20 protein-coding genes are annotated in these 22112 nt (G+C 52.6%); all 20 read left to right on the top strand.

Going from position 1 to position 22112, the window contains the following annotated elements:
* The first annotated feature begins 58 nt into the window (after positions 1-58).
* Positions 59-958, top strand: coding sequence for a dipicolinate synthase subunit DpsA (gene dpsA, locus V4U84_RS01035; RefSeq protein ID WP_334073370.1), 900 nt, complete (start codon positions 59-61; stop codon positions 956-958).
* Positions 955-1548 (top strand): dipicolinate synthase subunit B, encoded by a 594-nt coding sequence (locus tag V4U84_RS01030; RefSeq protein WP_334072938.1) that lies wholly within the window; start codon positions 955-957, stop codon positions 1546-1548. The genes dpsA and V4U84_RS01030 overlap by 4 nt, the downstream gene beginning before the upstream one ends.
* 71 nt (positions 1549-1619) lie before the next feature.
* The gene (locus V4U84_RS01025; protein WP_334072937.1) at positions 1620-2657 is read left to right on the top strand and encodes an aspartate-semialdehyde dehydrogenase; all 1038 of its coding nucleotides are present in this window, start codon (positions 1620-1622) and stop codon (positions 2655-2657) included.
* Between the two features lie 50 nt (positions 2658-2707).
* On the top strand, positions 2708-3928 hold the full coding sequence (gene dapG / locus V4U84_RS01020; protein WP_334072936.1) for an aspartate kinase: 1221 nt from the start codon (positions 2708-2710) through the stop codon (positions 3926-3928).
* A 46-nt stretch (positions 3929-3974) separates the two neighbouring features.
* A complete protein-coding gene (gene dapA, locus V4U84_RS01015; protein ID WP_334072935.1) occupies positions 3975-4838 on the top strand; it encodes a 4-hydroxy-tetrahydrodipicolinate synthase in 864 nt (287 codons plus the stop codon).
* A 262-nt stretch (positions 4839-5100) separates the two neighbouring features.
* Positions 5101-6780 carry a ribonuclease J gene (locus V4U84_RS01010; protein WP_334072934.1) on the top strand — a complete coding sequence of 560 codons (1680 nt, stop codon included), beginning with the start codon at positions 5101-5103 and terminating at the stop codon, positions 6778-6780.
* 286 nt (positions 6781-7066) lie between these two features.
* Positions 7067-7834, top strand: a complete 768-nt coding sequence (locus V4U84_RS01005) for a ClpP family protease (protein WP_334072933.1) — start codon at positions 7067-7069, stop codon at positions 7832-7834.
* The gene (locus tag V4U84_RS01000) at positions 7831-8055 is read left to right on the top strand and encodes a YlzJ-like family protein (RefSeq protein WP_334072932.1); all 225 of its coding nucleotides are present in this window, start codon (positions 7831-7833) and stop codon (positions 8053-8055) included. Before V4U84_RS01005 ends, V4U84_RS01000 begins: the two co-directional genes overlap by 4 nt.
* A gap of 68 nt (positions 8056-8123) precedes the next feature.
* Positions 8124-10790: an FtsK/SpoIIIE family DNA translocase gene (locus V4U84_RS00995; RefSeq protein WP_334072931.1), complete on the top strand. Its 2667-nt coding sequence runs from the start codon at positions 8124-8126 to the stop codon at positions 10788-10790.
* A 220-nt stretch (positions 10791-11010) separates the two neighbouring features.
* On the top strand, positions 11011-11889 hold the full coding sequence (sleB, locus tag V4U84_RS00990) for a spore cortex-lytic enzyme (RefSeq protein WP_334072930.1): 879 nt from the start codon (positions 11011-11013) through the stop codon (positions 11887-11889).
* Positions 11890-12012: 123 nt separating this feature from the next.
* Positions 12013-13293 (top strand): EF-P 5-aminopentanol modification-associated protein YfmF, encoded by a 1281-nt coding sequence (yfmF, locus tag V4U84_RS00985; RefSeq protein ID WP_334072929.1) that lies wholly within the window; start codon positions 12013-12015, stop codon positions 13291-13293.
* 3 nt (positions 13294-13296) lie between these two features.
* Positions 13297-14577 (top strand): EF-P 5-aminopentanol modification-associated protein YfmH, encoded by a 1281-nt coding sequence (gene yfmH, locus V4U84_RS00980; protein ID WP_334072928.1) that lies wholly within the window; start codon positions 13297-13299, stop codon positions 14575-14577.
* Between the two features lies 1 nt (position 14578).
* Positions 14579-15346, top strand: coding sequence for an elongation factor P 5-aminopentanone reductase (ymfI, locus tag V4U84_RS00975; protein WP_334072927.1), 768 nt, complete (start codon positions 14579-14581; stop codon positions 15344-15346).
* Between the two features lie 95 nt (positions 15347-15441).
* Positions 15442-15696: a DUF3243 domain-containing protein gene (locus V4U84_RS00970; protein ID WP_334072926.1), complete on the top strand. Its 255-nt coding sequence runs from the start codon at positions 15442-15444 to the stop codon at positions 15694-15696.
* A gap of 208 nt (positions 15697-15904) precedes the next feature.
* On the top strand, positions 15905-16672 hold the full coding sequence (locus tag V4U84_RS00965; protein WP_334072925.1) for a DUF3388 domain-containing protein: 768 nt from the start codon (positions 15905-15907) through the stop codon (positions 16670-16672).
* A gap of 62 nt (positions 16673-16734) precedes the next feature.
* Positions 16735-17775 (top strand): RodZ family helix-turn-helix domain-containing protein, encoded by a 1041-nt coding sequence (locus V4U84_RS00960; protein ID WP_334072924.1) that lies wholly within the window; start codon positions 16735-16737, stop codon positions 17773-17775.
* A gap of 129 nt (positions 17776-17904) precedes the next feature.
* A complete protein-coding gene (locus V4U84_RS00955; protein ID WP_334072923.1) occupies positions 17905-18396 on the top strand; it encodes a YajQ family cyclic di-GMP-binding protein in 492 nt (163 codons plus the stop codon).
* 150 nt (positions 18397-18546) lie between these two features.
* Positions 18547-19875, top strand: a complete 1329-nt coding sequence (rimO, locus tag V4U84_RS00950; protein ID WP_334072922.1) for a 30S ribosomal protein S12 methylthiotransferase RimO — start codon at positions 18547-18549, stop codon at positions 19873-19875.
* A complete protein-coding gene (pgsA, locus tag V4U84_RS00945) occupies positions 19872-20459 on the top strand; it encodes a CDP-diacylglycerol--glycerol-3-phosphate 3-phosphatidyltransferase (RefSeq protein WP_334072921.1) in 588 nt (195 codons plus the stop codon). The genes rimO and pgsA overlap by 4 nt, the downstream gene beginning before the upstream one ends.
* Positions 20460-20492: 33 nt before the next feature.
* Positions 20493-21758 carry a competence/damage-inducible protein A gene (locus V4U84_RS00940; protein ID WP_334072920.1) on the top strand — a complete coding sequence of 422 codons (1266 nt, stop codon included), beginning with the start codon at positions 20493-20495 and terminating at the stop codon, positions 21756-21758.
* Positions 21759-22112 lie beyond the last annotated feature (354 nt).

The raw sequence follows: 22112 nt of genomic DNA, 5'->3' as shown, positions 1-22112 counted from the left end.
CGCTCTTTCCCGCATAGGATGGTCTATACTGTATTGCCTGGAAGGAGTGCCGATCTTGATGCTGACCGGTCTAACTATCGTCTTTTTGGGCGGTGACGCCCGCCAGGTGGAAGTGATTCACAAGTGTATAGAGTTGGATGCGTCGGTACGGGTCGTCGGCTTTGATAAGCTTGAGCAAACGCCCGCAGGCGTAACGAATGAAAATTTAACTCCGGAACTGCTCAAGGAAGCGGATGTCGTTGTTCTGCCGGTGGTGGGCTGCAGCGATCAGGGCGTGATCAGCGCGCCGTTTTCAAGTAAAGAGCTCGCGGTGAAAAAAGAGTTGTTTTCCGCACTGCGCCCGGGAACACCGGTATATACGGGAATGGCCAAAGCATATTTGAAACAGATCGGGGCCGAGTGCGGTTTTCGGATTATCGAGCTTTTGGAACGGGACGATGTGGCCATTTACAATTCCATACCTACCGCCGAGGGCGCGGTGATGATGGCAATTCAAAATACGGACACGACGATTCATGGTTCGAACTGTGTCGTGCTCGGGATAGGAAGGACAGGGTTTACATTGGCAAGGACGCTTCAAGGTTTGGGAGCGAACGTGAAGGTGGGCTTGCGCCGAAAAGCCGATGAGGCAAGGGCGGTTCAAATGGGCTGGAAGCCTTTTGTAGCAACGGATTTGACCGCTTATACCAGCGATATCGACTTGATTTTTAATACGATTCCGACTATGATAGTCACAGCGCAAATGATCTCTAAATTGCCTCGGCATGCCGTGATCATTGACCTTGCCTCGGCCCCCGGCGGAACGGATTTCCGTTTTGCCGAGAAGCGCGGGATTAAAGCGCTGCTTGCTCCCGGTTTACCCGGAATCGTCGCTCCCAAGACGGCTGGTATCATCATAGCGAATGCGCTTAGTCAGTCGGTTCTGGAAGAGTTTCAATTACGGGGGGATGAAGGATGAACTGGCAAGGGAAAACTGTAGGTTATGCCGTGACGGGATCGCATTGCACATTGGAAGAGGTCATGCCTCAAGTACAGCGGTTTGTCGACGGTGGAGCCAACGTGGTGCCGATCATTTCACATTCCGTGAAGATGACCGACACGCGGTTCGGCCAGGCGGAAGACTGGCAGAAACAGTTGAAAGATATAACGGGGAATGATATTATTTCATCAATTGTCGATGCCGAACCTTTGGGGCCGAAGAAACTGCTGGATGTGTTGGCTATCGCTCCCTGCACGGGAACGACGACCAGTAAGCTGGCCAATGCGGTGACCGACAGCCCGGTCCTGATGGCAGCCAAGGCGACGCTTCGTAACGGATGTCCGGTTGTATTGGCGGTGTCGACCAATGACGGTTTGGGTTTTAATATGGCGAACATTGCCAAGTTGATCGTGGCCAAGAATATTTATTTTGTACCGTTCGGACAGGACAATCCGCTCAACAAACCGAATTCGCTCGTAGCCCGAATGGAGCTGGTTCCGGAAACCTGCTATGCCGCGCTTGAAGGAAAGCAACTGCAACCGGTCATTATAGAGCGCTTCCGGGATTAAGCCATCTTCATACCAAGAGATTCATACTATTTACTATAAATCGTTATATTAGAGAAGGAGAGACGTGCCAGATGAGTAACAGGAAATTTAATGTCGCCGTTGTCGGAGCAACGGGAGCCGTGGGGGAACAAATCATCGGATTATTGGAGAAAAGGGACTTTCCGGTTGAGAAGCTGAAGCTGCTGTCTTCGGCCCGTTCCGCAGGTACCGTTCTTTGTTATAAGGGACAGGAAATTACCGTTGAAGAAGCTGGCCCGGATAGCTTTGCAGGCATCGATATCGCCCTCTTCAGCGCGGGCGGGGACGTCAGCAAGGCACTTGCTCCTCATGCCGTCCGACACGGTGCCGTTGTGATTGACAACACCAATGCGTTCCGCATGGATGAAACGGCTCCGCTTGTCGTGCCGGAAGTAAACGAGCACATGATCGGCAAACATCAAGGAATTATCGCCAATCCGAACTGCTCGACCATCCAAATGGTGACAGCTCTTAAACCGCTGCATGACCGTTTTGGCGTTTCGCGCGTTATCGTTTCGACATACCAAGCGGTATCCGGAGCGGGGGCCAAAGCGATCGACGAAATGCTGCGTCAAAGCAAGGAAGTGCTCGAGGGTAACGAGGTTAAACCGGATATCCTGCCGGTTTCATCGCTGCCGGTGAAACATCAAATCGCCTTTAACGCGGTACCGCAGATCGACAAGTTCCAGGACAACGGTTATACCTTGGAAGAAATGAAAATGGTTCGTGAGACCAAAAAAATCTTTGGCGACGATTCCATCCAAGTCACCGCAACCTGTGTTCGCATTCCGGTCGTTTACGGCCATTCCGAATCGGTTTACGTCGAATTAAAGAACGATTATGATTTGGAAGAGGTTCGCAGCCTGCTGTCCGCTGCACCGGGCGTTACTTTGGTCGATGACCCGACTGCTCAGAGCTACCCGCTCGCGACGGATGCGGCAGGTAAGAACGATGTTTTTGTCGGACGACTGCGGCGGGACCTGGACAATCCTCGCGGATTGAATATGTGGATCGTTTCGGATAACCTGCTCAAAGGAGCTGCCTGGAATGCGGTGCAGATCGCCGAAATTGTTGCAGCGGGCAAGGAATAAATCATAATTAAAGGCTTTCGGGTTGTTTTACTTAAATTGGAGGAATATCCATGCGCATTTTAGTGCAAAAATTCGGTGGCACATCTCTCTCGACAACGGAAGCGAGAGAGAAGGTCATCTCACATATCCGCCGGGAACTGGATAACGGTTACCGGCTTGTCGTTGTGGTCTCCGCGATGGGCCGCAGGGGAGACCCGTATGCAACGGACACGCTGCTCGATTTGATCGCTTCCGGCGGCGGTTCACTTCCGCCCCGGGAGCAAGATCTGCTGCTCTCATGCGGAGAGATCATCTCCGCATCCATGCTTTGCAGTCTCCTTCAAAAAGTGTCGGTCAGTTCCGTCGTTCTGACGGGTGCCCAATCAGGTTTTCGGACGGACAGCCAATACGGTAACGCCAGAATTCTCGACATTGTGCCAACGCGGGTGCTTGAGGAACTGGAGTCTAACGATGTCGTTATCGTTACCGGCTTTCAAGGGCAGAATCAGAATGGCGATTTCACCACGCTGGGACGCGGGGGCAGCGATACCTCTGCGACAGCGCTGGGTGCGGCGCTCCATGCAGAGATGGTCGATATTTATACCGATGTGGACGGTATCCTGACAGCCGATCCGAGAATTGTCGAAGACGCCAAGCCGTTGGATTACGTCAGCTATGCCGAAATTTGCAATATGGCTCATCAAGGGGCCAAGGTGATTCACCCACGAGCTGTGGAGATTGCGATGCAATCCGGTATCCCGGTGCGTGTGCGCTCTACTTTTTCCCAGAGTGAAGGTACGCTGGTGGCCAATCCCGAAGGCTTTAAGGATGTGCAAATCGGCATTGTCGATCGCTATGTGACCGGGATCGCTTACGTAGCCAATGTGACGCAAATCAAGGTTGAATCTTCCGGCAAGGTTGCGGATAACCTGCAATTACAGGTTTTTAAAGCGATGGCGGAGAATGCAATCAGTGTCGATTTTATTAATGTGACCCCTTCGGGCGCGGTTTATACCGTATTTGACAGCGATGCGGCAAAGGCGCGCACGGTTCTGGAGGGATTAGGCTTTGAGCCTCGGATTCTAAGCGGGTGCGCCAAAGTGTCCGTCATCGGCGGAGGGATCAACGGAGTGCCAGGCATCATGGCGAGGATTGTCGAGGCGCTGACGGAGCAAAATATTCAAATTCTCCAGTCCGCTGACTCCAACACGACGATTTGGGTTCTGGTCAACAAAGAGGATATGGTGCAAGCTCTCCGCGCTTTGCATGCCAAATTTGAGCTGGGCAAGTAGACGGAATGACGCTAATGAATGCAGATGAGCCAAAGGAGGAGACAGCGTGGATTTCGGAAGACTGATTACGGCGATGGTGACTCCCTTCGACAGCGAGGAACGAATCGATTGGGAGCAAACCGGACGCTTAATGGATTATTTGATCGAAGAACAGAAGTCTGACAGCCTGGTGATTTGTGGAACGACAGGCGAGTCTCCAACGTTAACGGACGAGGAAAAACTGGAGATGTTCGAATTTGCCGTCAAGCATGCGGCGGGACGATGCAAAATTATTGCCGGAACGGGGAGCAACCATACGGCTCATTCGATCCATTTGTCTAAGCAAGCCGAAAAGCTCGGGGTTGACGCTCTTTTGCTCGTAGCCCCTTACTATAACAAGCCGAGCCAAGAAGGTTTATATCGGCACTTTGAAAGTATCGCGAATGCGACCAAGCTCCCGGTCATGCTGTACAATGTACCAAGCAGGACGGTCATCAGCCTCAGCAAAGAAACTACGCTGCGGTTGGCCCAAATCCCGAACGTGGTAGCCACTAAGGAATGCGCCTCGCTGGAGCAGGTGGCAGGGATCGCTGCCGAGGCTCCGGCCGGTTTCAAAGTGTATTCCGGAGACGATTCGGCCGCGCTTCCGGCTCTGTCGGTCGGCGCCTACGGGATCGTCAGCGTAGCGAGTCATATCGTTGGTCCGGAGATGAAGGAAATGGTGCATTCGTTCCTGGCCGGCCGGGTGGAGACTGCAGCCAAGCTGCACCAAAAACTTTTGCCGGTGTTCAAAGGTTTATTTGAATGTCCGAATCCGGTGGCGGTGAAATTCGCTTTGAATGAGTTGGGCCACAAGGTCGGATCCGTGCGCTTGCCATTGGTACCGCCGAGTGAAGCGGAAGCCGAAGGAATTAGAAAACTGCTGAAATAACAATAAATTGCTGGATTTCCAAAAAACGATGCCCCCGCGGGAGGCATCGTTTTTTCGCTATAGAGCAACGTAACAGTAGGAGGCGGTAGGCGGCTCACTTGTTTTTTGCCATTTTAATCATGTATAATGATTTCAAGTGACTGGGTGCGGTGAATTTTATTTGGAAGATATAAATGGGTGAGAAGCACTGATCGGTGCGTTTTCCTTTACAAATTTACAAAAAAATTACGACGTCCAAAACATTTAGGAGGGTTAGATTCACTTGTCCAAAAAAATGAATAATGATAAACTGATGATCTTTGCCCTGGGCGGCGTCGCAGAAATCGGGAAGAACATGTACGTTGTTCAGTATGCCAACGACATCGTGGTCATCGATGCCGGACTGAAATTTCCGGAAGAGGACATGCTGGGCATCGACATTGTGATTCCCGATATTACCTACTTGACGGAAAACCGCGACAAAGTAAGGGGCATCGTATTAACGCATGGTCATGAGGACCATATCGGCGGCTTGCCTTATGTGCTCAAGAATTTGAACGTTCCGGTTTACGGAACCAAATTGACTTTGGGCCTGGTGGAGAACAAGCTGAAGGAAGCGGGGTTGCTCGGTGATACCAAACGGGTGTTGATCCATGCGGATTCCGAGATTCAGTTGGGTTCAACGATGAAGGCAACTTTCTTCCGCACGAACCACAGCATTCCGGATTCCGTGGGCGTGTGTATTGAAACGCCGGAAGGCAATGTCGTTCATACCGGTGACTTTAAATTCGATCATACACCAGTCAATGATCAATTTGCGGATTTGCACCGGATGGGCGAAATCGGGAAGAAAGGCGTACTTGCTCTTCTTTCGGACAGTACCAACGCAGAGAAGCCCGGCTTCACCCCATCGGAAAAAAATGTCGGCCTTGTTCTTGATGATATTTTCCGCAAGGCGGAGCAGCGGGTCGTGGTGGCTACGTTCGCCTCGAACGTGCACCGGATTCAGCAGGTGATCGATGCGGCGTTCTCGACGGGACGCAAAGTGACGATCATCGGCCGGAGCATGGTCAATGTCGTGACGATCGCTTCGGAGCTGGGTTATTTGAATGTGCCGGACGGAATTATCATCGAGCCCGAAGAAGTAAACAAAATGTCGGCTGACCGCGTAGTTATTCTGTGTACAGGCAGTCAGGGCGAACCGATGTCCGCCTTGACGAGAATGGCTCGTTCCACCCACCGGAAGGTGGATATTCTGCCGGGGGATACCGTAATTATCGCGGCGACGCCGGTACCCGGTAACGAGAAATACGTGGGCCGTACGATCGATGAGTTGTTCCGTCTCGGCGCGGAAGTGATTTACAGCGGCTCCAACTCGGGCGTCCACGTCTCCGGTCACGGTAGTCAGGAAGAACTGAAGCTTATGTTGAACCTGATGCGTCCGAAGTATTTCATTCCGATTCACGGGGAATATCGGATGCTGCGCAAACACGCGTTACTGGGCCAATCGGTCGGCGTGGAGCCGGACAATATTTTCCTCGTGGATATCGGGGATATCGTGGAAATTCAAGGCGGCGTCGCCCGCAAGGCAGGGAAAGTTCCGGCCGGTAACGTCCTGATCGACGGACTCGGCGTCGGGGACGTCGGCAACATTGTACTCCGCGACCGCAAGCTGCTGTCCCAGGACGGTATTCTGGTCGTGGTCGTCACCTTGAGCAAGCAGGACGGTACGATCGTATCCGGACCGGACATCATTTCGCGCGGTTTCGTATATGTTCGGGAATCCGAGGGGCTTCTGGATGAGGCCAACCGAATCGTTTCCAGTACTCTGGAGAAATTGATGAACGACAACGTGAATGAATGGGCATCGCTAAAAACCAGTGTGAAGGATGCGCTGGGTCGATTCCTTTACGAACAAACGCGCCGCAGACCGATGATTCTTCCGATTATTATGGAAGTCTAATCGGTTCGGAAGCATAAAGTACAACAAAAAAAGTTAATAACTGGGCACACAGTCGCCCCTTCTCCTGCCGGTAATATTGGACGGTTCCTTGCGGGAGAGGGGGCTTTTTTTGCGTTTCGCCAATGATATTGGGGGCTCTCAAGAATAGAGGTTGACGGAAAGTCGGCATACTAGCAGATGACAGGCAGGGGAGCAGCACAAACGCAGTAACAAAAAAGGCAGCACTCCACAAAAAACAGTAAGAGTCGATACCGCCCAGGCGGATGAAAGGAAGCGTGATGAGAACATGAATAATCAGATCGGCAAAGGATCCTCGGAGGATCAGGAGAACGATATTCCGCCGGTTCAACCTGACGGGGAGAGAAAGCCGCCGGCCGTAACCGACATGATCCAGCAATTGGGGCAAACGGCCGTTCCTACCCAGGGAGAGTCCAATGTATATTGCTTGACGATCATCGGTCAAATCGAAGGTCATCTCGTCCTTCCTCCGCAAAATAAAACGACGAAATATGAACACTTGATCCCCCAATTGGTGGCGGCGGAGCAAAATCCGCGGATCGAAGGGCTGCTCATTATTTTAAATACCGTCGGCGGTGATGTGGAGGCGGGTCTGGCGATTGCGGAAATGATCGCGTCCCTGTCGAAGCCGACGGTTACGGTCGTCATCGGCGGCGGCCACAGTATCGGGGTGCCGATCGCCGTTGCGTCGGATTTTTCGTTTATCGCGGAAAGCGCCACGATGACGATCCATCCGATCCGGATGACCGGGCTGGTGATCGGGGTTCCGCAGACTTTTGAATATATCGAGAAAATGCAGGAGCGCGTCGTTCGGTTTGTCACCACCCATTCGCGGATTCCGGAAGAAACCTTTAAGGAATTGATGTTCAAGACCGGAGAACTGAATCGGGATATCGGTACGGCGGTAGGGGGCAATGATGCCGTGAGGTACGGACTGATCGATGGTATCGGCGGGATCGGAGAAGGGCTGGGCAAGCTGAATACCCTGATCGAATCGCGGAGAGCAAAGATACCGGCAGGAGGGATGACACAGTGACCCACTACACGATTCTTCCGGAGGAGGCCTATTGGGAGCAGCCCGAGGTAGCCGACATGTACTCTGAAATCGAGATCGGCGGCGTGTTGATGCAGGTACGGATGGAATCCGGCAACCGGGCCACGATCGTAAGACTCCTTCGCTGCGGATTGGATGATTATCTGAATCCCGCTTATGCACCGGGTCGGCAAGTTGTATTCTTACCGCTGTTGTTGAAGTAAAAAAGAGAACATCTGTATGGTACCCTTCAGTGAATATGGTATAATATTCAACTGGGGGGTGTTCCTGTTTGGCACGCAAACGTAAGAAGAAAAAGGCAGCAATAGGCAGTATGCTCAAATATGAAATTTATGGGATCATCCTGATCACCTTATCCGTCATCGCCTTGTCCGGGGAGGCGGCGGTTGGACGAACTTTGTCCAAAATGTCCGCGCTGCTCCTCGGCAAGTTTTATTTTGTCATTCCTTTAATTGGTATTTACGTCGGACTGGCGGTTATGATCGGACGAAAATGGCCGAATCGGTGGTCCACGCGAAAAACCGGACTGCTGCTTGCCACACTGGCCTTCGTTCTCATGAGCACGATCGCGGCGATGAGCCAGAAGCTGGCACCGGTCGTTCCGATGACATTCGGCAATATCCTGGGCCAGATCCATCGGGATCTGCAGGGTTCCTTGTTTCATCCGTCTGCGGGAGATTCGGGTTTCAGCCTTCTCCAGTTAAACATCAGCGGAGGATACATAGGCGGGCTGGAATTCGCACTGCTTTACTCCTTATTTGGTCTGGCCGGAGCCAAGTTGATTATGATCGTGATGCTGGCGATCAGCTTTATGCTGGTGACCGGGTTATCCTATGTGGATCTGGGCCGGATGCTGCGGGGCAAAATGGGGGGCTTGGGCGAACTGCTGGGCAAGAAGATCCGCATGCTCCGTCCGGTGCCCGTACCGAGCCAGGGAAAACGGGCCACAAAATCGGTGATTCGCGAGGAGGAAGAGGAGGAGGAATTGGCAGCGGATGTACCTACCGCTCCGCCGGCCCCACTTCGAAAGAAGCCGGTATTTTTTCAACTGTTTGGGTATAAGGGGCAAGCCTCAAAGATACCGGACGAGACGGTTGTCGAAGAGGCCGAGGCTCCGCCTGCCGCATCGATTCACGACGGTAACGCCGAGGTGAATTGGAACGAAGTCGAATACGCGGGAAGCGGCAGAGCGGGCAGCCATCAAGGGGGTTATTCCGGACATGGGGAGGAGGCCGGCTCTTTCGCCGACACCGGCCCGATCATCCGTAACTTTTTCGATCACATCCAGCGGGAGGGTGAAGAGCAATCCGCAGAGGAGGAGGCCGATTGGGACGAGCCGCAGTCGTTTGAAGGCGAGCCTGCTGCCGGTGATAGCGACCCGGTCACGACGGAGCAAGGCGGAGGTCCGTTGGAAGACGGCCTGGATGCGCCATTAGAGGACAATGGCTCGTCTAAGGCAGCGCCGACCGCTGAGGCGGCCGAAATGCCGCCGGCTCCGCCCAAACCGGCCCCGAAGCCGTACAAGATGCCGCCGTTCCGGCTCCTGTCCAAGCCAGCCGGCGGGGGCAAATCCGGCGATCAGGCGGATTATATGCAAACGGCAAGGAAGTTGGAAGCCACGCTGGAGAGCTTTGGCGTACGGGCCCGCGTGCTGGAAGTCGTACGCGGACCGGCGGTGACACGGTACGAAATACAGCCTGACATCGGCGTCAAGGTGAGCCGGATTGTGAATTTGACCGATGACATCGCGCTGGCGCTGGCTGCCAAGGACATTCGGATGGAGGCCCCGATCCCGGGGAAATCGGCCATCGGGATCGAGGTGCCGAATAATGAGGTTTCGCTGGTGACGATGCGAGAGGTCATGGAGACGCCGACGTTCGTGGAGGCCGAATCAAAGTTGTCCATCGCCTTCGGACGCGATATTTCCGGACAGACGATCGTCGGCAACCTGGCAAAAATGCCCCACCTCCTCGTCGCCGGAGCTACCGGGTCCGGGAAATCCGTCTGTATTAACGGGATTATCACCAGTATCTTATACAAGGCCAAACCGGATGAAGTGAAGTTTATGATGGTCGACCCGAAAATGGTCGAATTGAATGTCTATAATGGCATCCCTCATCTGCTGACCCCTGTGGTCACTGATCCCAGACGCGCTTCGCTCGCGCTGAAGAAGATTGTGGTCGAGATGGAAAAACGCTACGAGCTCTTCTCCAAATCGGGCTCGCGCAATATCGAGGGTTATAACTTGATGATGAAGGACAATCCGGACGCCGTCTTGCCTTACATTGTCGTCATCGTGGACGAGCTCGCCGATTTGATGATGGTTGCCGCCAATGATGTGGAGGATGCGATTGCCCGGCTCGCCCAAATGGCGCGGGCGGCGGGGATTCACCTGATCATCGCGACGCAACGTCCGTCCGTGGATGTCATCACGGGGGTCATTAAGGCGAACATTCCGTCGCGGATCGCTTTTGGGGTATCTTCCCAAGTGGACTCCCGCACCATCCTCGATATGGCCGGTGCCGAAAAGCTGCTCGGGCGCGGCGACATGCTGTTCATGCCGATGGGCGCCTCCAAGCCGGTTCGCGTTCAAGGCGCGTTCATGAGCGATCAGGAGGTTGAAGCGATCGTCAATTATGTTCGCGAGCAGGGACAAGCGGAATATGACGAAAGTCTGGTGCCCGAGGTCGAAGAGGAGATGGCGGACCACGAAGAAGTCCTGGACGAATTGTATGATCAGGCCGTGCAGATTGTTCTCGAAGCCAAACAGGCTTCAGTGTCGCTTCTACAACGGCGCATGCGCGTCGGTTATACCCGTGCTGCCCGCCTGATCGATTCCATGGAGGCGCGGGGGGTTGTCGGCCCTTACGAAGGCAGCAAGCCGCGTGAGGTGCTGATGACGATCGACCAATTTAAGCAAGGCAAAATTCCTTCTTAGTGTTACGCTAAGATAGCATCAACATTATATCCATTTCATGTAACTAAAGCTTCCGTCCTGCTGGCGGAGGCTTTTTTTCGGATATCGCATCTTCTTAAAGTCTTGAGGCGATTTTCACGCTGAAGCCTTTATGTTTGTGGTGAATAGGAAGAGCCTGCTCTTGTCATAATAAGGTCAGCCAACTATGTTAATTCCACAAAAGAAAGGTAGAGCTAAACATATGAAGAACATGAAAATATGGTTTGCCGCCGGTTTAGTGCTGCTTTTGTTCGGAATCGTTTATGGGGTCAGCCAGTTCGGGCGAACGAACGATGATGTAAGCACCCATGAAGATAAGCCAAAGCATGCCTTACCCGTTTTCAGCGAACAGGTAATCGATTATGGTGCGTTTGGCAAGGACGTTTACGAGCTTCAAGGGCGGCTAAAGTTTCTCGGTTTTTATTACGGGAAACTTGACAGCTACTTTGGTCCAAAAACGAGAGAATCGCTAAAATGGTTTCAGTCGGAGTTCGGCATGAAGGTTGACGGACTGGCCGGTCCGAAGACAAAGCTCAAACTGTACAACGCTACAAAAGATTGGAAACCGGGCATGGAGTATGCGACAGGCCAAGGCCAAGGTCAAGGCCAAGGCCAAGGCGAAGGTCAGGGCCAAACTGCCGGGAATGAGAAGGCGAAGGCCGGCAATAATCAGGGACAAGCGGGAGGCGACAATAATGATTTGGCGCCGGCCAGCGCCATGGGATTATCCGAAAACGATTTGAAAATTATGGCCAACGCCGTTTACGGGGAATCCCGCGGGGAACCATTTGAAGGACAGGTTGCGGTCGCTGCCGTTATTTTGAACCGGGTCAAATCGCCGAGTTTTCCCAATACGGCTTCCGGCGTTATTTTTCAACCCGGCGCATTTACAGCGGTAGCGGACGGACAAATTTGGCTGGAGCCCAACGAAACGGCCCGAAAGGCAGTACAGCAGGCCTTGAACGGCTGGGATCCTTCCGGGGGCTGTCTGTACTACTTCAACCCCGAGACCGCGACTTCGAAGTGGATCTGGACCCGCGCGCAAGTGAAAACGATCGGTAAGCATATCTTCTGCATGTAATTCAAGAATCCAAGGAAGCAGCCTCGTTGCGCCAGGTTGCTTCTTTCCTTTGGATTGGTATAGAATGGAACTGAATTTCATTTGATTCGTGCAAACTCAGTCTCTCGTAAAGGAGTTTTGGTCTTGAACAAGACGATATTTCAACGCGGCAGCGCGGGCCATATTCGGGTTCACGTTTTGCCAACCACCCGTTTCAAGACGTTCGCCGTTTCCCTCTATGCGGGTATTCCGCTGGATAGCGAGACGGTTACCGCGACGGCGTTGACCCCATTCGTATTGAGAAGGGGGACGGTTTCTTATCCGGAAACGATTCAGTTCCGGGAACAGCTTGAGCTGATGTACGGCGCCGGATTCGGTTTTGATATTTATAAACGCGGCAATTATCAAATCGTCCAAATCCGGATGGATACGATCAATGATTCTTTTGTGCAAAGTCAGGAGTCGCTGCTGGCCAAAACCTTTGCCTTTTTGGGAGAGGTCGTAACTAAGCCCGTATTGGAGAATAGCGGTTTCCGTGCCGCTTATGTGAATACGGAACGGGAAAATGTCCGCAAGAAGCTGGAAAGCATCATTAACGATAAAATCCGCTACGCTGCTGAGCGCTGTATAGAGGTCATGTTTGAGGGCGATCCTTACCGGCTTCATCCGCTTGGGCAACGCAGCGATCTGGATACTATTACGCCTGAAACGCTGTACGAAGCCTATCGGAATTGGCTGCGCCAGGCCAGTCTGGATCTCTATGTGGTCGGTGACACTACGCTCGCCGAGGTGCAGGAACTGGTGGAGAACATGTTCGACCTGGACCGGTCGGATTCGCCGAACTACGCTCCGGAGCAGAAGAATACGCCGCCTAAAGAACTCCGTACGGTGCAAGAGCGCTTGGATGTCAATCAGGGCAAGCTCAACCTCGGGCTGCGGACGTCGATTACTTACAGGGATGATCAGTATGCGGCCGCGCTTTTGTACAGCGGAATATTGGGAAGTTATCCGCATTCCAAGCTGTTTATGAATGTGCGCGAAAAAGAAAGCCTCGCTTATTATGCCGCTTCCCGATACGACGGACATAAAGGCTTGATGACGATCCAATCGGGCATCGAGATCGCCAACTATGAGAAGGCGCTCCGAATTATTCAGGCGCAGTTGGACAGTATGCGCGCCGGGGAGATCAGCGATCTGGAAATGACGCAGACCAAGGCGATGATACGTAACAGTCTGCAGGAGATGCAAGATTCGGCGTTTGAGATGATCGCCTATGATTTCAACCGGGTTCTCTCCGGCAAAGAGCGTCCGGTCGAGGATTTGCTCGCCCAGGTGGAGAAGGTCACTGCGGCGGATGTCGTCAAAGCGGCTGAGACGTTCCAACTGGATACGATTTACTTTCTGACAGGGCCAAAGGAGGAATGACCGGTGGAAGAAATCCGCTATGATGCATTACAAGAAACACTATACCGGGAAACGATGAATAATGGGCTGCAGGTCTATGTTTTGCCGAAACCGGGATTTCAGAGAACCTACGCCACTTTCTCCACGAAATACGGCTCCATCGACAACCGATTTCAGGTGGCGGGCCAGGAAGAAGTATCGGTACCGGACGGCATCGCCCATTTTCTGGAGCATAAAATGTTTGAGGAGCCCGAAGGTGACATCTTTGCCAAATTCGCTTCCCAGGGGGCTTCGGCGAATGCGTTCACGAGCTTTGACCAGACGGTCTATCTGTTCTCGGCCACCGAGAACATATCCGCCAACCTGGAAACGTTGATCAATTTTGTGCAGCATCCCTACTTTACGGATCAGAACGTGGAGAAGGAGAAAGGAATTATCGGCCAGGAGATCGGCATGTACCGCGATAATCCGGATTGGAGAGTGTATTTTGGCTTGATCGAAGCCATGTACAAGGATCACCCGGTGCATATCGACATTGCGGGGACGGTCGAGTCCATCGGGACGATTACGAAAGAGACGCTTTATACTTGTTACAATGCGTTTTATCATCCCAGCAATATGCTGCTGTTCGTGGTCGGGGGCGTGGATCCGGAGGAGGTGTTCCGTCTTGTTCGGGATAACCAGGCCAAAAAGGAATATTCGCCGCAAGGCGCGATCGAAAGAAAATTTGATCCGGAACCGAGCGGCGTAAATGAGGTTCGCAGGGAATCCAAACTGCCGGTTTCACTGCCGAAATGCCTGTTCGGGTTTAAGGAAACCAAACTCGGCTTTAGCGGGGCGGAACTGCTCCGTCGGGATCTGGCCACCAAAGTGGCGCTCGATTTGCTGCTGGGGCCAAGTACGAAATTGTACCAGAAGCTGTATGATATGGATCTGATCTCCGACAGTTTTTCGCACGAATACAACAGCAATCCCAATTACGCGTTTTCCGCGATCGGCGGGGATACGAAGGATCCGGAAAAACTGCTGCAAATGATAACCGAGGAGATCAAGAGCGTGACTGCCTCCGGTTACCGGGAAGAAGATTTCGAACGGGCCCGCAAGAAAAAAATCGGCGGCTATTTAAGAATGCTGAATTCGCCGGAGAACATCGCCCATGAGTTCACGCGTTACCGGTTCCGGGGCGGGGACCTTTTCGACGTGCTGCCGGTTTATGAATCGCTATCGCTCGATGAGGTGAATGCGCGGCTGCGCGAGCACATCGATTGGAACCAGCTTGCCGTATCGCTGGTGGTGAGCCCTTAGCATGGCTTGGCAACATGGGATTGAGAAGAACATCGGAGAAATGACGGTGCTTATTACCGGGGCAAGCCGGGGAATCGGCGCGGAAATCGCGCAGCGTTTCGCCTCCGTCGGAATGAATGTCGTGATTCACTACATGAACTCGCACGAAGCCGCCAATGAAGTCGCCCGCAAATGTTTGGAGCTGGGGTCCAGAGTCTACACGGTATCCGCTGATTTGAGAAGCAAGGAACAGATTCTGCGGATGAAGGAAAAGCTGGAGAGCCATGGTTTCCGGCCCGATATCCTGGTCAATAACGCGGGAATTTCCCACTACGGCATGCTGGCCGATGTGGAAGAAACAGCGTGGGATGACGTCATGAACGTCAACTTGAAAAGCGTGTTCCTGTGCAGCCAGGCGTTCATGCCCTACATGGTCGCGCAGCGGTTCGGCCGAATTATCAACGTTTCGTCGATTTGGGGCATATCCGGCGGCTCTTGCGAGGTGGTTTACTCCGCGGCCAAAGGCGGCGTCAACGCATTTACCAAAGCGTTGGCCAAAGAACTGGCCCCGTCCGGAGTAACGGTGAACGCCGTTGCCCCCGGGGCGGTAAAAACGGAAATGATGGCCCGTTTCGACGCGGAGGAAATGAGACAGCTCGAGGAAGAAATTCCTGCGGGAAGACTCGCTACTCCCGAAGAGATCGCCTCGTTGGTCTATTTTCTTGCGCTGCCTGAATCCGGCTATATTACGGGACAGATCATCAGCCCGAACGGCGGCTGGGTCACCTGATGTTGTCCCCTTGTGTGTACATGAATAAAGCTCGATGAAAAGTGACATATTACGACTGTTGATTTTAAATCGCCAACCGAAGGAGGATTTAAAAAATGTCAACAGTACTCAAAAATTTCGATACTTGGAAAAAGTTCCTCGGCGATCGCGTGAAGCACGCGGAAAACGCGGGAATGAGCGAGGAAGCGATCTCTAACCTCGCCTATGAAATCGGCGGATTTCTTGACGACAAGGTCGATCCTCAAAACGAATCCAACCGCGCCCTAAAGGAAATTTGGGACGTGGGGGATGAGGAGGAGCGCAAAACCATCGCTCGTCTGATGGTCAAATTGGCGAAGAAAAACGCATAGTCTGGCTTTGAAAAGCTCCCTTGACGGGAGCTTTTCTCCCATTTCCCCCCTCGGCTTGCCTTTCATTTCTATTTTATATATCATAAAACACGTATTGATTATTTTTTTCTTCGCGGGATCGACGGAAAAGGAAAACAAGTTCACAGAAAAAGCAGGAAAATAGACCTATTTTGTCGAATGACGGTAAAGAGAGTAACGAGGTGGGAGTATGGAGCCGAAACAATGGTATTTAGAATATAGAATACATAATAACCGCCCTGGGCTGCTCGGGGATATTGCCTCCATGCTGGGGATGCTGGAGGTTAACATCTTGACTATCAACGGAGTCGAGGGGGAGACTCGCGGTCTTCTTCTGGAGTGCGATGACGACGACAAAATCACCCTGATCGACCAGATGCTGCGCAAAGCGGACAGCATTACGGTGACCGCCCTACGCAGCCCGCGTTTGGTCGATTTGTTGGCGGTCCGGCACGGCCGGTATATCGTCAGGGACTCCGACGATCGCAAAACGTTCCGCTTCACGCGGGATGAGCTTGGATTGCTTGTCGATTTTTTGGGTGAATTATTTAAAAGGGAAGGACACCAGGTCATCGGCCTTCGCGGGATGCCTCGAGTCGGCAAGACGGAATCCATTATCGCCGGAAGCGTCTGTGCGATGAAACGCTGGACTTTCGTGTCTTCTACCCTGTTGAGACAGACCGTGCGGAGTCAACTCTCCGAGGAGGAGATGAATCCGCACAATGTGTTTATTATCGATGGCATCATCAGCACTTTGCGTTCAAATGAAAAGCACTATCAGCTTTTGCAGGATCTGATGGAAAGCCCGTCCACGATCGTCATTGAACACCCGGATGTATTCGTGAAGGAAACGGAATATACTTATGACAATTTTGACATAATTATCGAATTGCGAAACAATCCTGATGAGCAAATCGTTTATGATACGTTTACGACAATTTATACCGACGATTTATAAGCGGCCGTGAGGCTGCTCCATATAGCAAACTTTAAGATGAATTACTACAGGAGGTGATGGTTGTGTCGGATTTGGGCCAGCAATTAAAGGAAGCCCGCCTAGCCAGAGGACTGTCTCTGGACGACGTTCAGGAAATGACAAAAATTCGAAAAAGGTACTTGGAAGCCATCGAATCAGGGGATTATAAGGTGCTTCCGGGGAGTTTCTATGTTCGTGCGTTTATCAAAACCTATGCCGAGACGGTCGGGGTCGATGCGGATGAACTGCTGACGGAACACAAGCAGCAGGTTCCGGACGTCGACCCGGAGCCGACAATGGAACCGGTGCTGCAGAAGCGGAGAAGTTCCCGTGTGGCGGAGCGGAATTCCAAATGGTTATCAACGACATTGATGTGGTCGTTCGCCGTTATGATCCTGGCCGTTATTTACATGTATTTTGCCGTGTGGGGAAAAAGCGACCAAGCGAAAGGGGAAGAGCCGGATCCGACTCCAGTAACCGATGTTCGCCAGGAGGGAAAAACCAATAATGCCGCTGGCCAGAACGGAAATGACAGCACAGCCGGCGGGGACACTCCGGGTGGAGGCGCCGCGACACCGAATGCCGGCGGTAATGGCGTACCCGAGGACAACGGTACGGAGGCAGGGAACGAAGGTACCGGGACGGATGGGGAAACCGGAAACACCGGCCAGCAAGGAATTGTGGTGACGCCTGACGGTAAAGACGGGAGCACGACCAAATTTTTGGTTCAGGCTTCAGGAAGCGAGCCGGTGAAGGTGGTTATTACAGCGTCCGGAAAAAGCTGGGTGGAAGTCCGCAAGGGCGATCGCCGCGGAGAGAAGCTGTACTATAGTAATACGTCCGAAGGCGACGTTTTGACGTATGACCTCGGTCCGGAAGGCCTGTATATCAAGTCTGGCGCTTCATCGAACACTGTCATCACGGTCGGTGGGCAAGTCGTGGAGGACGGCAAATCCACCACCAAAATTCAGCTCAACCTTGGTAATGCGAATGGGGATCAGGGCACCGCTTTGAACGAAGGCGCCGATGGCACCGGCGTTCAAGGCGGCGAGGAAGGTTTGAACAGCGAAGGAACCGTCGAATAACCCTTAGGAGCGTCTAGCCGAAAGCGGCAAAGGCGCTCCTTCTTTTTTTGCAAGAGGGCTCTTGCTCGACTTTGTAATTTATTTTACATATAATTAAGAAATATAAGATATGGGAAAGGATTGTGGATTATGGCTTCCGAAAGCTCATTCGATATTGTTTCCAAAATGGACATGCAGGAATTAACGAACGCCATTGACCAAACGGAACGGGAAATTGCCAACCGCTTCGACTTCAAGGGGACCAAGAGCGAGTTGAAGGTCGAAAAGGATGTCTTGGTGATTGTCTCGGATGACGAGTATAAACTGGGTGCGGTCATTGACATTTTACAATCGAAAATGATCAAGCGCGGTCTGCCGATTAAAAACCTGGACTACGGAAAAGTGGAGCCCGCTTCCTTGGGTACCGTGCGCCAGCGGATTAATTTGAAACAAGGCATCGATCAGGAGAACGCCAAGAAGATCAACGTACTGATTCGGGATTCGAAGCTTAAAGTCAAGAGTCAGATTCAAGGCGACCAAATCCGCGTGACCGGGAAAAGTCGGGATGATTTGCAGCAAATTATCCAAATGCTCAAAAAAGCCGATCTAACCGTCGATCTGCAGTTTACCAATTTTAAATAACACCGCCAGAGTCTCACGCCGCTCCCCGGATGCCGCGCGGGACTTTTTCATGATTTTGACAGGGCTGATGCATAAATATTATACTTAATTAGGTTTTAATCAATGGAAATCAACGGCAGTAAGGCGCTATTGCAATGGGGGATCGAACTCATGACGGAAAAAGTGAAAATCGTTACACTAGGCTGTGAGAAAAATCTCGTTGACTCGGAAATTATGTCGGGGCTGATCGATGAGCGGGGATACAGGTTGGTGGAACAGCCGGAGGAAGCCACGGTGATCATCGTCAACACCTGCGGTTTTATCGATGCCGCCAAAGAAGAATCCGTGAATACGATTCTGGATCTTGCGGAATTGAAGGAAACGGCAAAGCTGAAAGCACTGATCGTGTCCGGTTGCCTGACGCAGCGTTACAAGCAAGCCTTGATGGAGGAAATGCCGGAAATCGACGGGATTGTCGGGACGGGGGATTTTTATAATATCAACCAAATTGTGGATGAAGCTCTGAAAGGGAAAAAACCGATTCAAGTCGGAAACCCTGTGTTTAATTATGAAGAGAGCTTGCCGCGTAAATTGTCCACGGCACGGCATACGACATATGTAAAAATAGCCGAGGGTTGCGATAACAATTGTACGTTTTGCAGCATTCCCATCATGCGCGGGAAATTTCGAAGCCGTTCCATCGAATCGATTTTGGCCGAAGTGAAGCAGTTGGCCGGGCAGGGCGTGAAAGAAGTCAGTCTGATCGCCCAGGACTCCACCAACTACGGAAGTGATCTCTACGGGGAATACAAATTGGCCGAATTGATGAACCGGGTAACTGAAGTGCCGGGAATTGAGTGGGTCAGACTGCATTATGCTTATCCCGGTTTTTTTACGGACGAGTTGATCGAAACGATGGCTTCCAACCCGAAGATTTGCAAGTACGTGGACATGCCGCTGCAGCATAGCGAAGATGCCGTTTTGAAGCGGATGCGCCGACCTGGCCGGAATCGGGATATTCGGGAATTGATCGCCAAAATCAGGGACAGAATCCCGGGGGTATCGCTTCGTACATCTCTCATTGTCGGATTCCCGGGGGAGACGGAAGAAGAATTTAAGGCCTTGTGCAATTTTGTCCGCGAGATTAAGTTTGACAGATTGGGTGTATTTACATACTCCAAGGAGGAGGATACTCCCGCATCGCGTTTGCTTGGCCAGATTGACGAGGAAGTCAAAGAATGGCGGGCCAACACGTTGATGGAAATCCAACGCGCCATCGCGAACGAAAACAGCGGCAAATACGTCGGCCAGGTTCTCGATGTATTGGTGGAACGCTATGATGGACGCACCGACGTCTATGTGGGACGTTCCCAATATGACGCTCCGGAAATCGACGGGGAGGTTTTTGTTACCAATTATTCCTCCGGTATCGGGGAAATCACCAAGGTGCGCATTACGCACGCCTATGAATACGATCTGTCAGGGGAGGCTGTCTCGTGAATCTGCCGAATCGGATTACACTGGCCCGGATTTTTATGATCCCGCTGATGCTGTTGTTTTTGCTTCTCGATGTGGAATGGCTGAGTTATGAACTTAGCATCGGTACTTTTTCGCTTCCGCTGAATCAGCTTATCGGGGCGTTTCTGTTCATTGTGGCCGCCAGCACCGACGGCATCGACGGGTATATCGCCCGCAAGCACAATTTAGTGACGAATCTCGGCAAGTTGCTCGACCCGCTGGCGGACAAGCTGCTCGTGGCGGCCGTGCTTATTTCGCTGGTGGCGATGGGCAAGTGCGACGCCTGGATTGCGGTCGTCATCATCAGCCGGGAGTTTGCGGTGACGGGCCTTCGCGAGGTGGCGCTGCTTGAAGGTTCCGTGATTGCCGCCAGCAATTGGGGAAAAGCGAAGACAATTACGCAAATTGTGGCGATTTCGGCGCTTTTGCTGAACAATTTTCCGTTCGAATGGGTTCATTTCCCGTTCGATGAGGTTGCAATCTGGCTCGCGGCGATCATTACGATTTACTCGGGCATCGATTATTTTGTAAAGAACAGAAATGTGCTCAATTTTTCCAAGATGTAAACGGACAGGCACCCTCCCGAAGGAGATATGAGAATGAAAGCAGAAATCATCGCAGTCGGCACCGAGCTGCTGCTCGGTCAAATCGTAAATACGAATGCGCAGTACTTGTCCCAGGAGCTGGCCGCTCTCGGGGTCGATGTTTATTATCAAACCGTGGTCGGCGATAATTTGAGCCGGCTCTCCCATGCGATCACTACCGCTTTGGGGCGGGCGGATCTGCTGATTTTAACCGGCGGACTCGGCCCCACCCAGGATGACTTGACGAAGGACGCGGTCGCCGCGGTTTTGGGCAGATCGCTGCACATCGACCGGATGGCGATGGACCACGTGGACCGGTATTTTGAGGGACGGGGCATCCCGATGACGGAAAACAACCGGCGCCAGGCGCTGGTTGTTGACGGCGGAACCCCGCTGCCGAATGAAACCGGCCTTGCCGTCGGCAACGCCATCGCCCATGACGGGAAGTTTTACATTTTGCTGCCGGGTCCGCCGTCGGAGCTGAAGCCGATGTTCGAACGGCAGGCCAGGCCGTGGATACTGCAGCATGCTTTGACGCAGGAGGAGCCGTTATATTCCAAAATGCTGAAGTTCGCCGGGATTGGAGAATCCGGGCTTGAGACCAAGCTGATGGATTTGGTGGAAAATCAGACCGATCCGACGCTCGCTCCTTATGCCAAGGAGAGCGAAGTGACGGTCCGCATCTCCACCAAAGCCCGCACGGAAAGCGAGGCGATGGCGAAGCTGGACAAGCTGGAAGCCGAGATTGCCTCGCGGCTGCCCGAGCACTTGTATGCGAACGAAGATGTAACGATCGAAAAAACAATCGTAGATCTGATGACCGAAATGGGCTTGACGGTTAGTGCCGCCGAGAGCTGCACGGGCGGGCTGCTGATGCAATCCATCACCAGCGTCCCGGGCAGCGCCACCGTTTTTCTCGGCGGCATCGTCTGCTATTCCAATGGGATGAAGGAGAAGTTGCTGAACGTTCCGCACGATCTTCTTGAAGGCGAGAACGCACCCGGTGCCGTCAGCGCCGAAACCGCCCAGGTACTGGCGGAACAGGTGCGGATGATCGTGGACACCGATTTCGGTTTGTCCATTACCGGGGTAGCCGGCCCGGGGTACTCGGAGCGGAAGCCCGTGGGTCTCGTCTATATCGGCATTTCCCGCCGCGGCGGAGAAACCGAGGTTTACGAGCTCAACCTGAAAGGAAATCGCGATACGATCCGTTTGCGTTCGGCCAAAACGGTGCTGTACCACCTTTGGAAGCGGCTAAAAGCCGAGCGGGCTGCCAAGTAAGCCAGGTTTTAGGTTGGACTCGTCCCCTTGCCATTCCTTGGGCGGGGATATATAATGGGTGTACGGAAGAACCGTAGCAAACTGTTAAGTTGTGCTGCGGTTCTTTTTCGTTCTTTAGCCTTCCATCGGGTGATGAAAAGTGCTACTTCACTGCTACTCCCACCCAAAGCGGGGAATTTCCGGCGAATTGGCGCTGACTTACAAATCGGCAATAGAGAGGGCAGTACGCCTTACACCGCTGCCTTATTTAGAGTTTAAAAGGCAACCAATGCTTCATGGAAAGGAGAGGAGCTCAACGTTTCCCTTACAGGAAGAAGCCGGCAATGGAAGGATGCGCTGAGGATGCCCTCATTC

It is taken from the genome of Paenibacillus sanfengchensis, from assembly GCF_036864765.1.
GTDB lineage: Bacteria > Bacillota > Bacilli > Paenibacillales > Paenibacillaceae > Fontibacillus > Fontibacillus sanfengchensis.
Note: the sequence above shows the minus strand (reverse complement) of the source record. Positions and strands in the feature narration are given on the sequence as shown.

What these genes read in the sequence shown, in the direction of transcription:
- dpsA (WP_334073370.1), top strand. Translation starts at nt 59, where the DNA reads ATGCTGACCGGTCTAACTATCGTCTTTTTGGGCGGTGACGCCCGCCAG.
- V4U84_RS00970 (WP_334072926.1), top strand. Translation starts at nt 15,442, where the DNA reads ATGTCAACAGTACTCAAAAATTTCGATACTTGGAAAAAGTTCCTCGGC.
- V4U84_RS01030 (WP_334072938.1), top strand. Translation starts at nt 955, where the DNA reads ATGAACTGGCAAGGGAAAACTGTAGGTTATGCCGTGACGGGATCGCAT.
- V4U84_RS00955 (WP_334072923.1), top strand. Translation starts at nt 17,905, where the DNA reads ATGGCTTCCGAAAGCTCATTCGATATTGTTTCCAAAATGGACATGCAG.
- V4U84_RS00940 (WP_334072920.1), top strand. Translation starts at nt 20,493, where the DNA reads ATGAAAGCAGAAATCATCGCAGTCGGCACCGAGCTGCTGCTCGGTCAA.
- V4U84_RS01025 (WP_334072937.1), top strand. Translation starts at nt 1,620, where the DNA reads ATGAGTAACAGGAAATTTAATGTCGCCGTTGTCGGAGCAACGGGAGCC.
- rimO (WP_334072922.1), top strand. Translation starts at nt 18,547, where the DNA reads ATGACGGAAAAAGTGAAAATCGTTACACTAGGCTGTGAGAAAAATCTC.
- V4U84_RS01005 (WP_334072933.1), top strand. Translation starts at nt 7,067, where the DNA reads ATGAATAATCAGATCGGCAAAGGATCCTCGGAGGATCAGGAGAACGAT.
- V4U84_RS00965 (WP_334072925.1), top strand. Translation starts at nt 15,905, where the DNA reads ATGGAGCCGAAACAATGGTATTTAGAATATAGAATACATAATAACCGC.
- sleB (WP_334072930.1), top strand. Translation starts at nt 11,011, where the DNA reads ATGAAGAACATGAAAATATGGTTTGCCGCCGGTTTAGTGCTGCTTTTG.
- dapG (WP_334072936.1), top strand. Translation starts at nt 2,708, where the DNA reads ATGCGCATTTTAGTGCAAAAATTCGGTGGCACATCTCTCTCGACAACG.
- ymfI (WP_334072927.1), top strand. Translation starts at nt 14,579, where the DNA reads ATGGCTTGGCAACATGGGATTGAGAAGAACATCGGAGAAATGACGGTG.